Source organism: Proteiniphilum propionicum (assembly GCF_022267555.1).
GTDB classification, from domain to species: domain Bacteria; phylum Bacteroidota; class Bacteroidia; order Bacteroidales; family Dysgonomonadaceae; genus Proteiniphilum; species Proteiniphilum propionicum.
On the sequence record NZ_CP073586.1, the window covers coordinates 950374 to 968199 of the forward strand.

13 protein-coding genes are annotated in these 17826 nt (G+C 39.0%); 11 read left to right on the top strand and 2 right to left on the bottom strand.

All coding sequences use genetic code 11. The features are described from left to right. Nucleotides 1-4: 4 nt before the first annotated feature. On the bottom strand, nt 5-904 hold the full coding sequence (locus tag KDN43_RS03560) for a helix-hairpin-helix domain-containing protein (RefSeq protein ID WP_238868316.1): 900 nt from the start codon (nt 902-904) through the stop codon (nt 5-7). 147 nt (nt 905-1051) lie between these two features. Between KDN43_RS03560 and KDN43_RS03565 the strand changes: the two genes are divergently transcribed. The 10 genes from KDN43_RS03565 to KDN43_RS03610 all read left to right on the top strand — a co-directional run bounded on the left by KDN43_RS03565 (nt 1052) and on the right by KDN43_RS03610 (nt 13772). Beyond that, nucleotides 1052-2284 carry a nucleoside recognition domain-containing protein gene (locus tag KDN43_RS03565; RefSeq protein WP_238868317.1) on the top strand — a complete coding sequence of 411 codons (1233 nt, stop codon included), beginning with the start codon at nt 1052-1054 and terminating at the stop codon, nt 2282-2284. 37 nt (nt 2285-2321) lie between these two features. Then, nucleotides 2322-2741 carry an rRNA maturation RNase YbeY gene (ybeY, locus tag KDN43_RS03570; protein WP_238868318.1) on the top strand — a complete coding sequence of 140 codons (420 nt, stop codon included), beginning with the start codon at nt 2322-2324 and terminating at the stop codon, nt 2739-2741. 585 nt (nt 2742-3326) lie between these two features. Continuing rightward, nucleotides 3327-5204 carry a tRNA uridine-5-carboxymethylaminomethyl(34) synthesis enzyme MnmG gene (gene mnmG / locus KDN43_RS03575; RefSeq protein ID WP_238868319.1) on the top strand — a complete coding sequence of 626 codons (1878 nt, stop codon included), beginning with the start codon at nt 3327-3329 and terminating at the stop codon, nt 5202-5204. Nucleotides 5205-5258: 54 nt separating this feature from the next. Then, on the top strand, nt 5259-5789 hold the full coding sequence (locus KDN43_RS03580) for an adenine phosphoribosyltransferase (protein ID WP_238868320.1): 531 nt from the start codon (nt 5259-5261) through the stop codon (nt 5787-5789). A gap of 178 nt (nt 5790-5967) precedes the next feature. After that, nucleotides 5968-7770: an excinuclease ABC subunit UvrC gene (gene uvrC / locus KDN43_RS03585; protein ID WP_238868321.1), complete on the top strand. Its 1803-nt coding sequence runs from the start codon at nt 5968-5970 to the stop codon at nt 7768-7770. A 55-nt stretch (nt 7771-7825) separates the two neighbouring features. Further along, nucleotides 7826-8278: a D-aminoacyl-tRNA deacylase gene (dtd, locus tag KDN43_RS03590; protein WP_238868322.1), complete on the top strand. Its 453-nt coding sequence runs from the start codon at nt 7826-7828 to the stop codon at nt 8276-8278. A gap of 80 nt (nt 8279-8358) precedes the next feature. After that, entirely contained in the window at nt 8359-8703 is a 345-nt protein-coding gene (locus KDN43_RS03595) for a nucleotide pyrophosphohydrolase (RefSeq protein ID WP_238868323.1), read from the top strand. Between the two features lie 33 nt (nt 8704-8736). Beyond that, nucleotides 8737-9597, top strand: coding sequence for a deoxyribose-phosphate aldolase (gene deoC / locus KDN43_RS03600; protein WP_238868324.1), 861 nt, complete (start codon nt 8737-8739; stop codon nt 9595-9597). Between the two features lie 37 nt (nt 9598-9634). After that, nucleotides 9635-13030 (top strand): glycoside hydrolase family 2 TIM barrel-domain containing protein, encoded by a 3396-nt coding sequence (locus tag KDN43_RS03605; protein WP_407681779.1) that lies wholly within the window; start codon nt 9635-9637, stop codon nt 13028-13030. Between the two features lie 316 nt (nt 13031-13346). Beyond that, nucleotides 13347-13772: an Hsp20/alpha crystallin family protein gene (locus KDN43_RS03610; RefSeq protein ID WP_238868325.1), complete on the top strand. Its 426-nt coding sequence runs from the start codon at nt 13347-13349 to the stop codon at nt 13770-13772. Between the two features lie 132 nt (nt 13773-13904). On the opposite strand, the gene KDN43_RS03615 is transcribed toward KDN43_RS03610, so the two are convergent. Beyond that, nucleotides 13905-14882 (bottom strand): polyprenyl synthetase family protein, encoded by a 978-nt coding sequence (locus KDN43_RS03615; protein ID WP_238868326.1) that lies wholly within the window; start codon nt 14880-14882, stop codon nt 13905-13907. 160 nt (nt 14883-15042) lie between these two features. On the opposite strand from KDN43_RS03615, the gene polA reads away from it, so the two are divergent. Further along, on the top strand, nt 15043-17826 hold the full coding sequence (gene polA / locus KDN43_RS03620; protein ID WP_238868327.1) for a DNA polymerase I: 2784 nt from the start codon (nt 15043-15045) through the stop codon (nt 17824-17826).

Sequence of the window (17826 nt, forward strand, 5' to 3'; positions counted from 1 at the left end):
ACGATTAAAACTCAAGGTAGGGTTCAAGACGGTAGATATCGTCTGTGGTGAACTCATCGAGCATAGAAAGCTCGTTGATGGAAACAATATCTCCTTTTCGTCTGCGCAAGTTGATGATGGCCTGAACCTGTTTGTAATTAAGGTATGGATGCCGCAACATCTCCCTGAATTCAGACTTATTGACCTGAACTTTGCGTAAATTGGTATTCGTTTCAATATAAATATATGGTATTATGCTAGAGTACAGCTCGTTGTCAATGCCATAAACCTCCAAAAGCTGCTCAACCCTTGCGAAGCCACCCAGCAGATCACGGTATTTAACAATACGGGAGGCGTAGATACTGCCTATACCAGGTATCTTTTTCCAATCAACTGTATCAGAATTGTTTAAAATGATCATTTGGCCTTCTGACAGTTTTTCCGATCTTGAATAAGATTTACGGTCTCCAGGCGATTCATCCCTCGGTACTGTGGGTTCTTTTAAAAAATTATCCCTTCCTGAAAAAATTTCAGCTGAATCATTTTCCGTTCCGATATTAAAATAATCCTCCTCATGCTCCTTCAATTTGTTACGGAATTCTTCAAACTCTCTTATCAATGAGTCATTTTGCTCAACAATAAACCCGGATGAGTTCCTATAGCGAAGCAGGCTATTCAATATTAAAGTTAACACGATAAGAATCAACAAAAGAATTACCGCAATTTTTGAACCACTCCGGAAATATAAAAAATCTTTCCATTGCATACGATATATATATTTATAATACTTCAACTTACTGATTGTGTGATTAATGACTGTAACCAAATCTACCTTTCCGGTTAGTGCCAGGCAAATAAGAAGCCTTTGCCGGGTATGATATTCTAAATGGTTACGGTCGGACTTTGCCGGGTATGATTTAATCAAATGGATGTCGTGTAAATCCGGTTCCTCAGAATTATAAAGATAGAAAATAAATCAATTCCTTTTAATTAAAAGGCTTAAATTGTATCTTTGACAGATTTCTGGTCAGAGATCCGTTTAATTGATGATCCTAGCATAGTCTCGAATAGTATGGTATTGAATTACATTTGGATTGCATTTTTTTTGGTCGCTTTTATAGTAGCGACAGTTAAGCTTGTCTTTTTCGGAGATATATATGTGTTTAACGAAATCATGAATTCCACCTACGATTCAGCTAAAACCGGTTTTGAGATCTCGCTGGGACTTACGGGTGTGCTGGCTCTATGGCTTGGCGTGATGAAAATAGGCGAACGCGGAGGAATGGTTGAATTGTTCTCAAAGGCAGTTGCACCACTTTTTTCGAAACTCTTTCCCGACATTCCAAAGAATCACCCGGCATCAGGATCCATTCTGATGAATATATCGGCAAACATGCTTGGACTCGACAACGCAGCCACACCTTTTGGATTGAAAGCGATGCAGGAGTTGCAAGAAATCAACCTAAACAAAGAGGAGGCATCAAACCCCATGATTATGTTTCTTGTGTTAAATGCATCGGGACTGACGCTTATTCCGGTCACCATCATGGTGTACCGCGCTCAGCTGGGAGCTGTTAACCCTGCCGATGTGTTTATTCCCATAATGATTACCACATTTGCTGCTACTCTTGCCGGCATGATTGCCGTCTGCCTTAAGCAAGGAATCAATATTTTCAGCAAAGCGATAATAAGCTTTATACTTGTAATGTTGGGAATTATTACTGGAACCGTACTGATATTTCAATCAATGCCGCAGGAAAAAATCAATATTGTCTCCAGCCTGGCAGCAAACATCATTCTGTTTACCATTATAGTGCTTTTTATTGTAAAGGCATTGAAAAGAAAAATCAATATCTTCGATGCCTTTATTGACGGTGCAAAAGATGGATTTAAAACCGCTGTCTCCATCATACCATACCTCATTGCCATTTTGGTGGGTATAGGTGTTTTCCGCGCTTCAGGAGCGATGGATTTTTTGATGGATGGACTGCGAAACCTTGTGGCGTTGACGGGCACCGATACACGCTGGGTGGATAGTATGCCCACGGCTCTGATGAAACCGTTAAGCGGTAGCGGAGCACGAGGGATGATGATTGATGCAATGAAAACGTTTGGCGCCGATTCTTTCACCGGGAGACTATCGAGCGTACTCCAAGGAGCAACCGACACCACCTTCTATATTGTTGCCGTTTACTATGGTGCAGTGAACATCAAGAATTCACGCTACACCGTTCCCTGCGCGCTTTTGGCTGATTTGACCGGTGTAATTGCGGCCATTTTCGTGGCCTATCTCTTTTTCGGTTGAAATAAGGCAATTCTCAAAGTAAATAAATGTTAAATATATGGCTGTTACTTTTCATGTGGAAAATGTTGATTTTCCTGCAATAAAAAATAGAGAAACTGCAAACTGGATAAGAACCGTTGCGAAAAATTATGGTAAAAATGTGGGAGATATCTCTTATATTTTCTGTGACGATGAGAAAATACTGGAGATTAACCTTCACTACCTGAATCACGACTATTATACAGATATTATCACTTTCGACTACTCCGAAGGTGATATAATATCGGGAGATATCTTTATCAGTCTCGATACAGTGAATTCCAATTCACAAAAGTATTGTACTGAATATACAGAGGAACTGCACCGTGTTATTATACACGGAGTATTACATTTATGTGGGATTGACGACAAGTCAGCCACCGATGCCAGATTGATGCGTGCAGCTGAAAACGATGCTCTGAAACTATTATCTGTATAAATATTAAATATTTACATTAGGGAATACAATATACTTTTGGAAACATACATTTGAATAAACAAAACTTATTATACTAGTCACTTTATATTCCAATACTTCGGTAATTTTTTTAAAACAGTTCTTATAGTTCTCTGAATATCAATAGAGTATGGCACTTTTTGGGGATCTGGCATAAATTGTTGACTGTCAGTATTATAAATGAAGTTTTAACGAAGCATTAATATTCCATATAACATAATACTGAAAACTTTTTTATACCAAGTTTGATAAGAAGGCTTATACGGACATTATGGACAGTGATTTCACTACCGGGGGAAAATTGAAATTTACGGGCAACCCACACAAACCACACGTTTAGTGGCAATTACAATAGAGATTATAGCGGCCAACTATCGGTCTGCCTCCATATACAATTGGCTTAGTGACGCTTAAAACAACCTTACCTGTAATTAACAGTTAGAATATTCTTAACTTTTTCTTTTTTAGTATCTTTGCATAAGCATAAAAGGTACTGCTTTATAAAACAGGTGCAGAGTAAATTCATTTACTTATCAGAGGGCAGAAATAGAATATTTATATTACAAGATGAACTTTAAGTACGATATAATTGTTGTTGGTGCCGGGCATGCCGGATGCGAAGCTGCTACAGCAGCGGCCAACCTGGGCTCTAAGGTACTGCTTATCACAATGGATATGAACAAGATCGCCCAAATGAGCTGTAATCCCGCTGTAGGCGGCATTGCAAAGGGGCAGATTGTGCGCGAGATTGATGCTATGGGTGGGCAGATGGGTATTGTAAGCGACAAAACCGCTATTCAATTCCGTATGCTAAACAGATCGAAAGGACCTGCCATGTGGAGCCCGCGTGTACAAAGCGACCGTATGAAATTCATCGAAAACTGGCGTGAAATAATTGAAAACACACCAAACCTTGATATGTGGCAGGATATGGTAACCGAACTGACATTTGACAGGTCAATAGTTACCGGTGTTAAAACCCGCATGGGAGTAGAATTTTTGGCGAAAGCAGTTATTCTAACCAACGGAACATTCCTGAACGGATTAATACATATCGGCAAAGTACAGATTGGCGGGGGCCGTATTGCTGAGCCAGCCTCTCTCGGCATGACAGAGCAGCTATGCGAAAAAGGGTTTAAAACCGACAGGATGAAGACGGGTACACCTGTACGCATAGATGCCCGTTCTGTTGATTTTTCTCTTATGGAAGAACAGAAAGGGGATGATGATAGTTTTCACAAATTCTCATATTTACCCAATGTAAAGCGGGAGCTGAAGCAGCTCAGTTGCTGGATAACATATACATCGGAAAAAGTACATGAAGCAATTAGAGAAGGATTGAACGACTCTCCTCTTTATAATGGACAAATACAGAGTATCGGACCCCGCTATTGCCCGAGTATTGAAACAAAAATTGTTACTTTCTCCGAAAAAACCAGTCATCAGCTGTTCCTTGAGCCCGAGGGAGAAACTACTCACGAATATTATCTCAATGGTTTCTCCTCTTCCCTGCCCCTTCAAACACAGCTGAAAGCTTTGAAACTTGTTCCGGCATTTAGGAATGTTCATATTTATCGCCCGGGATATGCCATAGAGTACGACTTTTTTGACCCTACTCAACTGTACCCTACGCTTGAGACAAAATTAGTGAAAAATCTCTTTTTCGCGGGGCAGATCAACGGTACAACCGGCTATGAAGAAGCAGCCGGACAGGGGCTGATAGCAGGGATAAACGCTCATATAAATTGCCATGGAGGAAATCCATTTACACTGAGAAGAGACGAAGCATATGTAGGCGTACTTATTGACGACCTGATAACAAAAGGTGTGGATGAACCCTACAGAATGTTCACTTCACGCGCTGAGTATCGCATTCTCCTTCGCCAGGACAACGCAGACGAAAGGCTCACAGAAAAATCATATAACTTAGGGCTAGCCTCGGAAAGCAGAATGCACCTTTTGAAAGCAAAAGAGGAAGAAGTGAGAAAAATAATAGATTTTGTAAAAAACTTTTCAATCAAACCACAAAGGATAAACCCATTCCTGGAGCATATCGGTACAACTCCGCTAAAGCATGGCGTGAAGCTGATAGACCTGCTCACACGTCCTCATATCGACTTGTCATTGATGTCTGACAATGTGACTCCTCTTAAAGAAACCCTTGACACGATTGCTGACCGGAAGGAAGAAATAATTGAATGTGCTAATATCGAAATAAAATATAGCGGCTACATTAAACGGGAACAGATAATGGCAGACAAAATAACCCGTTTGGAGGAGATCCGTATCAAAGACAAGTTCAACTATACTGAAATACAGTCGTTATCTACCGAGGCAAGGCAAAAACTTACAAAAATAAACCCGGGAACCATTGCACAGGCAAGTAGAATACCGGGGGTCTCCCCCAATGACATTTCTGTGCTGCTTGTCCTCTTAGGACGATAAAACCGTAAATGTTCCACGTGGAACAGTGAAAAATCAAAATAAAATATATTAAAAATGAGCATAGAGACACTTACATCAGCTGTTAGAAATATTCCGGACTTCCCAATTCCTGGAATTCAGTTTAAAGATATCACAACGCTATTCCAATCACCAACTCACTTGAAAGAGTTAACAGACCTTTTGTATGAGCAGTACAAGGATAGAGGTATAACAAAAGTAGTAGGTATTGAATCAAGGGGATTCTTTTTGGGCCCCGCATTAGCTGTAAGACTTGGAGCTGGATTTGTGCCAATAAGGAAACCTGGAAAACTTCCATATAAAGTTATAGAGGAAACCTACACAAAAGAGTATGGAAATGACGCAATACAAATCCATGAAGACGCATTAACAAAAAACGATGTAGTCCTGCTGCATGATGATTTACTAGCCACAGGAGGGACAATGGCTGCAGCATATAATCTTGTAAAAAAACTTGGGGTGAAAAAAATCTTTATTAATTTTCTTATAGAATTAGTAGAACTTAAAGGCAGGAAGCATTTCCCTGAAGAGGTGGAAGTTAGTTCACTTCTTAAATTCAACGAATAATCATCAGCTTAAATTAGTGAGTAGATCAAATAACAGGTCAACAAAAAAACCAATAAAATTTATAATGCTTATAAAAAGCAATATCTACCGATGGTAATTAAAAATTTAAATTTTAACCCGAAAAAGATTTTTTGAAAAATTCAGTTTTGTAATTTTGCAGCAATTGCTACTTGCTAAAATGTCAGAAGAGATAAAAAATACACTTGCCGTAATTCCTCATCTTCCGGGCTGTTATCAGTTTATAGATGAGAAAGGCACAGTTATATATGTTGGCAAGGCAAAAGATCTGAAAAAAAGAGTGTCATCTTATTTCAACAAAAATCATGAACATCCTAAAACCAGAATTCTTGTAAGAAATATCAGAAAAATAAAATATATAGTTGTAAACACCGAAGAAGACACCTTCCTACTTGAAAATAATCTTATAAAACAACTAAAGCCACGTTACAACGTGATGCTAAAGGATGACAAAACCTACCCTTATATTGTAGTAAAAAATGAATTTTTCCCGAGAGTTTACAAAACAAGAAATATTGTGAAAGACGGATCAAGATATTTTGGGCCTTATACCTCAGTTCAATCTGTAAATACCCTTTTAGACATTTTCAGAAAAGTCTATAAAATACGTACATGCAGACTCAATCTTACTCCTGAAAATATTATTGAGGGAAAATTCAAAGTTTGCCTCGAATATCATATTAAAAGATGCAACGGCCCATGCGAAGGGTTACAGACACTTGAAGAATATAATAAGAATATTGAGGAAATTATTGAAATATTAAAAGGAAATGTTGCAATTATTGAAAAACAGGTTCAGGAGAAGATGCAGCTGCTTGCAAATGAATTGCGTTTCGAAGAGGCTCACGAGTTGAAAGAAAAATTGGTGCTTATTCAGAACTTCAGAGAGAAATCTCAAGTAGTCAGCAATACAAACTATAATCTTGATGTATTCTCAATTGAAGAGGATGAAAACTCTGCATACATTAACTATCTTCATGTTGTTAATGGCTCAGTAAACCAAGCATATACCTTTGAATATAAAAAGAAACTCGATGAAAGTGCTCAGGAATTGCTAAGTATGGGAATTATTGAGATGCGTGATCGTTTCGGAAGCAAATCGAAAGAGATTATTGTTCCGTTTATCCCGGATCTGAAATTATCGGATGTAGAGTTCACCATTCCACAGCGTGGCGATAAGCGTAAACTCCTCTCTCTTTCTGAGAAGAACGTAAAACAATTCAAAATAGATAAATTGAAAAAAGCAGAAATGCTAAACCCGGAACAGCGGACTACAAGAATCCTGAAAACCCTGCAAAAAGATTTGCAGTTAAAAGAGATGCCGTGGCATATAGAATGTTTTGACAATTCCAATATACAGGGAACAAATCCGGTTGCAGCATGTGTGGTGTTCAAAAAAGGTAAACCATCAAAAAAAGACTATCGCCATTTCAACGTTAAGAGCGTTGCAGGCCCTGATGATTTCGCATCAATGCGCGAGATTGTAGAAAGACGCTACTCTCGCGCGCTTAACGAAGGCTCCCCCCTACCCCAACTCATTGTGATTGACGGAGGTAAAGGACAACTAAACGCTGCTGTTGAATCTCTTCAGAAAAATGGGCTTTACGGTAAAATAGCAATTATCGGCATAGCAAAGCGCCTTGAAGAGATATATTTCCCTTATGACCCAGTTCCACTATATATTGACAAAAATTCCGAAACGTTAAAAATTATTCAGCACTTGCGTGATGAAGCACATCGTTTCGGGATTACCTTTCATCGTCAAAAAAGAAGTAAATCGCAAATTATTTCAGAATTAGATAATGTAAATGGGATTGGACCCGAAACAAAGAAAAAGCTTCTCTCTCATTTTAAAAGTATAAAAAGAATTAAAGAATCGAACGAAGAGGAAATAAAAAAACTTATTGGCAACAGCAAAGGCAATAAAATATTGAAATGGATTGCAGAAAGTAACAAAAAATAGTTTTATCGAATCTCCACTCTTCAATTCATAAAATTTCAGACAAGATATAATATTTATGAGAATTCTCATCCAGCGTGTATCACAAGCATCAGTACACATAAACGGAAAGGTAAAAAGCACGATAAAAAACGGTCTGATGCTATTGGTGGGTATCGAAGATTCCGACACTACGGAAGATATTGATTTTTTGTGCAAAAAAACAGTTAATTTGCGTATATTTGACGATGAAAACGGAGTGATGAATAAATCGGTACTGGATATTGATGGTGATATCCTTGTAGTTTCACAATTCACGCTGCACGCAAGTACCAAAAAAGGAAATCGTCCGTCATACATTCGTGCGGCAAAACCTGATATTGCCATTCCTTTATATGTAGAATTCTGTGAACGGTTAATATATACATTCGGGAAACCGATAAAAACAGGAGAGTTCGGCGCCAATATGCAAGTGCATCTTATCAATGACGGGCCAGTAACAATTTTAATTGATTCAAAACAAAAAGAATAAATTTATCCGGCTCCAAATATTATACAAACTTTATCAAGTTTGTATGTCTGATAATAAATACTGCGCAAAATAATATAAAAATGACAATCAATGAAGCTCAACAACAGGTAGATAACTGGATTAATAGCTTTGGCGTACGCTATTTTAGCGAACTTACAAATATGGCTATACTTACCGAAGAGGTAGGCGAACTGGCACGAATCATATCAAGAACATACGGCGATCAGTCATTCAAAGATTCAGACTTGTCAAAGAACATCGCTGATGAAATGGCTGATATATTATGGGTACTTATCTGTATGGCAAACCAGACAGGTGTGGACCTTGAAGATGCATTGAAAAAAAATATCATAAAAAAAACTGTAAGAGATTCATCAAGGCACAAGAATAACAGTAAACTAAATAACAAGAAATTAGAACCATAATCCTATTTTATAACTTATTAAACCAATCTGAAAATGGAAACAGATAAATATAGCAAAGCAATAAGTAACCATCCGTTCAAATTAACGGATAAAGAAGTAGCTGAAAAAACAGCAGGAATAATCGCTGAAAAATTTAATGAGAACAATAATCAGAAAGTATATAAAAAGCTTTATGGTTGCATAGACCTTACTACCCTAAACACAACAGATACAAAAGAGTCTGTTTGGAAATTTACAGAACAGGTAAATACCTTCGATGGTACCAATCCCGAAGTGGATAATGTGGCTGCAATCTGCGTATATCCTAACTTTGTGGAGATAGTAAAGGAAGCGCTTACAGCAAATGTTAAAATAGCATGTGTGTCGGGAGGCTTCCCTTCATCACAAACCTTCACAGAGGTGAAAGTAGCCGAAACTGCACTTGCTATCGCCGATGGAGCAGACGAAATAGATATTGTTTTCAATGTAGGACTTTTTCTTGAGGAGTATTATGAAGAGTTGTGTGAAGAAATTTCAGAGATAAAAGAGGCTTGTCGAAATGCTCCATTGAAAGTAATACTTGAAACAGGTGCATTGAAAACAGCAGAAAAGATTCACAAAGCCTCTATCCTCTCACTCTATTCAGGAGCCGATTTCCTAAAGACATCTACAGGTAAGGGTTACCCGGGCGCAACACCGGAAGCAGTATATGTAATGTGCCAAGCAATAAAATCATATTATTTCAAAACAAAACGTATGATCGGAATTAAAGTATCGGGAGGAGTAGCTACTGTTGAAGATGCTGTAAAATATTACACCATAGTGAAAGATGTTCTGGGTGAAGAATGGTGCAACAAAAACCATTTCCGTATTGGTGCAAGCCGATTATCGGATGTATTACTGTCTAAAATATAAACAAATTGAAATCAAATATATTATAAACAGCAATAAGATGAAAATCAAATTTTTAATGATGACTGCAGTTATCGGCATTTCATCTGTTTTCCAATTACCGGCACAGGAATACAGAGCTATTTCCGATTTGCGTAAACTACCCTATTGGCAGGATGTTAATGTTGTTAAAGTAAACAAGGAACATCCACGTACGCAATTTATGACGTACGACAATAAATCCGATGCGTTAAAAACACGTTTCGAAGAAAGTAAATATTACAAATCTCTAAACGGGACATGGGATTTTTATTTTGTAGATTCTTACAAACAGCTCCCTGAAAATGTTACAGATTCAACTGTCTCGCTTGACGGCTGGAAAGAGATCAGAGTCCCGGGGAACTGGGAGATGCAGGGATTTGGAACGGCTATTTACGTTAATCACCCTTATGAGTTCGTAGAGCGTGACCCGAAAACACGTTATCCGAAGATTGAACAACCCTACCTCCCCGAAGATAATCCCGTTGGCGTATATCGCCGTGAGATTGATATACCTGAAAGCTGGAGCGACCGGGAAATTTTTCTTAGCTTAGATGGGGCAAAATCGGGCGTATATGTCTATATCAATGGTAAAGAAGTGGGATATAGCGAAGATTCTAAAACAGCCGCCGAATTCAGAATAAACAAGTATGTAAAACCGGGAAAAAACACGATTGTTCTGAAAATATTCCGCTGGAGTACAGGATCTTACCTAGAATGCCAGGACTTCTGGCGTATGAGCGGTATAGAAAGGGATGTATTTCTATGGTCGCAACCCAAAACTTCTCTCCGCGACTTCAGAATTAAATCAACTCTTGACGATAGCTATAAAAATGGCATATTTGAGCTGGAGACGACAATAAGCAACTACAATTCAGGTGCATCATTTGCTGAGGTATCTTATGAGCTGCTAGATGCATCTGGAAAAATTGTTGCATCAGATATTAAGCCCATCAGCATCCATAGCAACGGTGAAAATGCCATATCCTTCACAGCTCAACTGGCTGATGTTGATACATGGACATCTGAACATCCTAACCTTTATAAACTGCTTATCACAGTGAAAAAAGAGGGAGAGCCTTCAGGCGAGGTAGTCCCCTACCCTGTCGGCTTTCGCCGAATCGAGATAAAAACAGTTAAAACGGGTGACAGAATCGACAGGCTGTTCCTTGTAAACGGTCAGCCTATTAAACTCAAAGGGGTAAATATTCATGAGACAAATCCAAAAACTGGGCACTATGTCACTGAAGAGCTGATGAAAAAGGATTTCACGCTGATGAAACAACATAACATCAACACTGTACGTCTTTCACATTACCCCCAATCGCGCCGGTTTTATGAACTTTGCAGTGAATATGGACTGTATGTGTATGATGAGGCAAATATTGAATCGCACGGGCTTTATTACGGCCAGCGCTCACTTGCAAAACATCCTGAATGGGAGCAGGCTCACATGGACAGGACAGTAAATATGTTTGAACGAAATAAAAATCATCCGTCGGTAACCATATGGTCATTAGGCAATGAAGCCGGTAACGGAATAAATTTTTTTCATACCTACAAATACCTAAAAGACCAGGAACGTAATTTTATGAACCGTCCTGTAAACTACGAACGGGGACTATGGGACTTTAATACGGATATGTATGTACCTCAATACCCAAGTGCGGCATGGCTCCACGAAATAGGAAGAAAAGGTAGTGACCGTCCTGTTATCCCCTCGGAATATTCACACGCAATGGGGAACTCAAACGGAAATCTTGATATACAGTGGGAGGCTATATACAAATATCCCAATCTACAGGGAGGTTACATATGGGATTGGGTAGATCAAGGAATGGAGGCCTATGACGAAAACGGGCGCCATTATTACAAATATGGCGGAGATTACGGTGTTGATATGCCTAGTGACGGTAACTTTCTCTGCAACGGATTGGTGAATCCAGATCGTACCCCCCACCCCTCTATGGCCGAAGTAAAATATGTTCATCAGAATTTTGCTTTTGAAGCAATTGATCTTACCAAAGGAATTTTCAGGATTATCAACCGTCAATATTTTTCAGATACCGATAACTACGTATTCAAATTCAATATTACTGAAAATGGTAATATATTATCTGATGGAATACTTCAGATTTCCCTGCAGCCTCAAACGAGTACTGAAGTTTCTGTCCCAGTAGGCAACCTGCAGCCTAAAGCAGGCAGAGAATACTTTATCAACTTCGAGGTAATTCAAAAAATAGAAACACCTCTTATTCCTGCAAATCATCTAGTTGCAATTGAACAATTCAAGTTGCCGTTAACAGCATCGAAGCAGATTTATGTCGATAAACCAAAAGGGCCTTCTCTGAAAATAAATAATTCAAAAGACAAAGTAGTAGTATCATCTCCTGTAGTAAATTTTGTATTTAACATGAAAACCGGAGTAGCTACCTCCTATAAAGTAAAGGGAATTGAATATTTTGATAAGGGTTTTGGTATTCAACCCAACTTCTGGCGTGGTCCAAATGATAACGACTACGGAAACGGTGCACCAAACCGCCTGCAAATATGGAAACAATCGAGCAAAAACTTCAACGTAACTGATGCGAAAGCCTATTCCGAAGGAAATAATGCAGTGCTTGAGACAACTTACCTGCTTGCTGCCGGTAACCTTTACACGGTGAAATACACAATTTACCCGTCCGGAATAATGAAAATTGGTATAGAGTTTTTCTCCGCAGAGAGGGAAGAGAAGCAGATTGCAGCATCAGAAGCTACTCTTACAGCAACCTTTTCTCCTGAAGCATCAGCAGCTCGCAAAGCTTCATCATCGCTTACCGTCCCTAGAATAGGCATTCGTTTCCGCTTACCAACATCTATGAACAACGTGGAATATTTCGGGAAAGGCCCGGGCGAAAATTATATCGACAGGGCGTCTGGTTCAAAAGTAGGTCTCTATAAAACTACTGTGGAAGAGATGTACTACCCTTACGTACGTCCCCAGGAAAACGGGCACAGAACCGATACCCGATGGGCAGCTTTTACTAACCAAAAGAAAGGGTTACTTGTTGTAGCCGATAGTACAATCGGTTTTAATGCATTGCGTAACAGCATTGAAGACTTCGACTCCGAAGAGGCTGTACACCGTCCCTATCAGTGGAATAATTTAAGCAGCGAAGAGATTGCATCACGTTCTGAGGAAGAAGCAAAAAACAACAGGCCAAGGCAGACACATATTAACGATATTGTTCCTCGGAACTTTGTAGAAGTATGTATAGATATGAAACAGCAGGGCGTTGCAGGATACAACAGCTGGGGAGCCCGCCCCCTTTCCGAGTACAGCATTCCTGCAAACAGGGATTACAAATGGGGTTTCACACTTATTCCCATTAGTAATACCTCTGAGATTGCTGAAAAAACAGTCTTTGAATATTGATCCAGATATACATAATCATTGGAAAGGCGGAATTTCTTGTCCGCCTTTCTTTTTTATGACCATAGCATAATTGATAAGTCACCCCCCACCCTGCCACTTTGTCGCCTTAATTCTCATATTTATAGAGTTTTTCGAGCACATCAAGCCATTTTGTCACTTTTTGAGTTATAAAAGGTCTAATTCTGTATCGGCATATCTTTTGCACTTTCAATAGTGTAACTAAAACTATTTCGTTAGTCTAAATATGATAAAAAAGAAATGGTTTAATTTTTAGAAAAAAATAAATTTAAACATAAACAAAAGAAAGGACAAAATTATGGCAATTATCAGACGTACCGGCAACTGGTTACCGAGTGTTTTCAATGATTTTTTCGGTAATGAATGGATGGAAAACAGCAGCAAATCTGTTCCTGCTATCAATATTCAGCAGAACAACAAAGGATTCACAGTAGAGGTTGCTGCACCTGGGATGACGAAAGAAGATTGTTTGGTTAGAATTGACGAAAACAATAACCTGGTAATCTCTTTCGAAAAGAAAATCGAACATGAAAATAAAGATGAAAAAGGTGTTTATCTCAGGCGTGAATTTTCATATACCCAGTTCCAGAGAACCATGATCTTACCAGATAACATTGAGAAAGATAAGATCTCTGCAAAGGTAGAAAATGGTGTATTAACTGTAGAAATTCCTACTGTGAAAGAAGAGAAAGTTTCCAAGTCGAAACTGATAGATATCAAGTAAAAAAAGAGAACAAAAATGAAAGAGGCTGTATCAGAATAGAGAAAAAGCCTTAAAAATTGTATATTAAACTATGTTCTCAGGCATGAGTGTTAATGATGAGAGGGTAAATTCACAATGTAATTTACCCTCTTTTTAATTGGCCCGGTCTCTTAAATAAGAGAGAAAGAGATGTAACAGAAACTGTATTTCACTACTGACTGCGGTAAGATCTGAAATCATACTCTCAGCTTTAGTCAAAAAATCATTCATTATTTTTGTAGCATATTCAATTCCATGCTGTTCTTTTGCAAACTGTAACAACAGCTCAATATTATCATCTGAATAATCTCTGGAATGAATAATTTGCATCATCTCCTCTACCAACTCTGAAGGGGCGTTTTGCAAAGCATAAATAAGAGGAAGGGTAATTTTTCCTTCCCTAATATCATTGCCTGTAGGCTTTCCTACATCAGCCTTATAATAATCGAAAATATCGTCTCTTATCTGGAAAGCTAAACCAAAAAATCTTCCCAGCATGCTGAACTTTTCAACGGTATCGGCGTCCGCTCCACCCGTTATAGCACCAATGGTAGTGCATACACTCATCAGTGAAGCGGTTTTTTTATCAATAACTTTAAAGTAAGCCTTTTCATCTATGATAATCTCACTTGCGAGTGAAAATTGTTCCAGCTCTCCTTCTGAAAGACTCTTCCCCATCTCAGAAATAATTCTGATTATATCAAGATTCCTTGTCTTCACGCTTTCGGCCAGTGCAGCAGATAAGAGATAATCGCCTGCTAAAACAGCCTTTGTGTTATCGTATACTGCGTTAACTGATTGTTTTCCCCTCCTGATCTCAGACCTGTCAATCACGTCATCATGAATAAGAGTGGCTGTATGAAGCAATTCTACCGTTACTGCACCGTGGTAAGTCTCGGGAATAATATGCCCGCATGCTTTTGCCGATAATAGGACCAATGTTGGCCTTAATTGTTTGCCATTAGTTCTAAAAATAAAATTAATCATCTCAGTAATGCGGGGATTATTGCTTATTACTGATTTGCGTAAATAGTCATCAAAAAGGAGCAGTTCTTCCTGAAGAAAATCTTTTATGACCGAACTTTGATCCATCACTGTTTCTATAATAACCCACAAAATTAAAAATAATTCTCCGCTTAGCAACAAATATTCGTAACTTTACATCCACTAAAATTTATTTTTAGTAAATTATGATACAAGTAACATAAATATCATAGGTTCCATGGTTACAATTGTAAAAGTAAAAAATTGTATGAATAAAAACAGACTTTTCCTTCTCGATGCATACGCACTTATCTACAGGTCTTATTACGCATTTATTAAGAACCCAAGGATAGACTCAAAGGGACGTAATACATCTGCTGTTTTCGGATTCGTGAATACGCTTGAAGAGGTGCTTCGCGAGGAAAATCCTTCACATATTGCCGTAGCATTCGATCCTGAAGGGCCTACCTTCCGCCATAAAGAGTTCGAGGGTTATAAAGCTCAACGAGATGCAACTCCTGAAGATATCAAATTATCAGTTCCCATCATTAAAAAAATTATTGAAGCATATAATATCCCCATTCTTGAGGTTCCCGGATATGAGGCAGATGACGTTATTGGCACTATTGCCAAACGAGCCGACAAAGAGCGTTTCGATGTATATATGATGACCCCCGACAAAGATTTTGCCCAGCTCACAGAGACTCATATCTTCATCTACAAACCAAAATACGGAAGTAGCGGATATGATGTACTAAACGATAAAAAAGTAATGGAAAAGTACGCCCTATCCCACCCGGAGCAGATGATTGATCTTCTGGGGCTAATGGGGGACAGCGCCGACAATATTCCCGGTTGTCCCGGTGTAGGAGAGAAAACTGCTATTAAACTGCTACACCAATTCGGTTCTATAGAGAATCTCCTCGAAAACAACGATCAACTGAAAGGCGCATTGAAAAACAAAATTGAAGAAAACCGCGATCAAATACTATTCTCGAAATTTCTTGCCACAATAAAAACGGATGTACCAATTGAGGTTAGAGAGAACGACTTTATACGTAAGGAGATGGACAAGGATGCTCTGCAGGAGATCTTTGAAGAACTGGAATTTAGAACACTGATTACGCGAGTATTTAAACAGGATTTTCAGAAGAAAAAATCAAACGAACCTGTACAGGGAGATCTCTTTTCGATGTTTGACAACACTAGCGTGCCGGAAGAAACTCAATTACTGTCTAATTTCGCTGATATTCATACCACTCCTCATCAATATATCATGGTACAATCGGAAGAGGAGATGGTAGCACTCAACAAGAAACTGTGTGCACGGAAATCGGTCTGTTTCGATACTGAAACAACAGGTGTTGATCCGCTTCTAAGCGACCTGGTAGGGCTATCTTTCGCATATACTGAGGGTGAAGCGTATTATGTACCTATATCAGCTAATCGTGATAGAGCGCTGCAACAGACAAAAATTTTCAAGACTTTTTTTGAAGATGAGGGTATAGAAAAGGTAGGGCAGAACATCAAATATGATATTCTCGAACTTCGTAACTACAATATCAATGTAAAGGGTGCACTTTTTGATACGATGATAGCTCATTATCTTCTCAATCCAGAAATCCGCCACGGAATGGATTACATGGCTGAAACATACCTCAAGTACAGGACCATTCATATTGATGAACTTATTGGCCCAAAAGGAAAGAATCAAAAAAATATGAGAGATGTAGATCCGGTCCTTGTAACGGATTATGCTGCTGAAGATGCCGATATCACGCTAAAACTTAAAAATATTCTCAAAAAAGAGATCAGTCAAAACAATCTTACACATCTTTTATACGAGGTTGAATTGCCTCTTATACATGTACTTGCCGACATGGAGTGGACAGGCGTACGGTTAGACCTGGAAGCTTTGAAAGACCTCTCAAAGGAGTATACGGCCGAACTTCTGCAGATAGAGAGAGAGATTATGGAGATGGCTGGCACCGAGTTCAATATGAACTCCCCGAAACAGACGGGGGAAGTGCTTTTTGACCGTATGAAGATTGTTGAAAGGCCTAAAAAAACCAAAACTGGCCAATACAAAACTAGTGAGGAAGAACTTGAAAAGATCAAATCCAAACACCCAATCATCGCTAAAATACTTGAACAGAGAAGCCTTAAAAAACTGCTTAGCACCTATATCGATTCTTTTCCACAGCTTATAAACCCCCGAACTGGGAAAATACATACATCATACAATCAAACTGTTGCAGCAACAGGACGTTTGAGCAGCACAAATCCAAACCTTCAGAATATACCGATCCGCGATGAACGGGGTAAAGAGTTGCGCAAAGTGTTTATACCCGATGAAGGATGTATATTTGCATCATCAGACTATTCACAGATAGAGCTGCGCATCATGGCACATCTGAGTAGTGATAAAAATATGGTGGAAGCGTTCAATAAAGGAGAGGATATTCATGCTGCCACATCCGCAAGAATCTACAAAATTCCTTTAGAGGAGGTAACAGAAGACATGCGACGAATTGCCAAGACAGCCAACTTCGGTATTATCTATGGCATTACACCTTACGGATTGTCGGAGAGGCTCAATATTTCACGTAGTGATGCCAAAGAACTGATAGATGGATATTTTGATACCTTCCCCGGTGTGAAGAGTTACATGGATAAAAGTATCTCCAAAGCCAGGGAAAAAGGATTTGTGGAAACTATCTTCGGCCGCAGGCGTTACCTGCCGGATATTAACTCCCGCAACGCCACTGTTCGCGGATACGCCGAAAGGAACGCCATTAATGCTCCTATTCAGGGTAGTGCCGCAGATATAATCAAGGTAGCTATGATACGAATATTCAATCGTTTTCAGCAAGAGAAGCTGAAGTCCAAAATGATCCTTCAGGTGCATGATGAGCTTGATTTCAATGTTTTTCCTGAAGAACTGGGAAGAATAAAAGAGATAGTGGTGGAAGAGATGGAGAATGCCTGCAAACTAAGTGTTCCGCTGAAAACAGACCTGGGAGTAGGTGATAACTGGCTGTCAGCACATTGA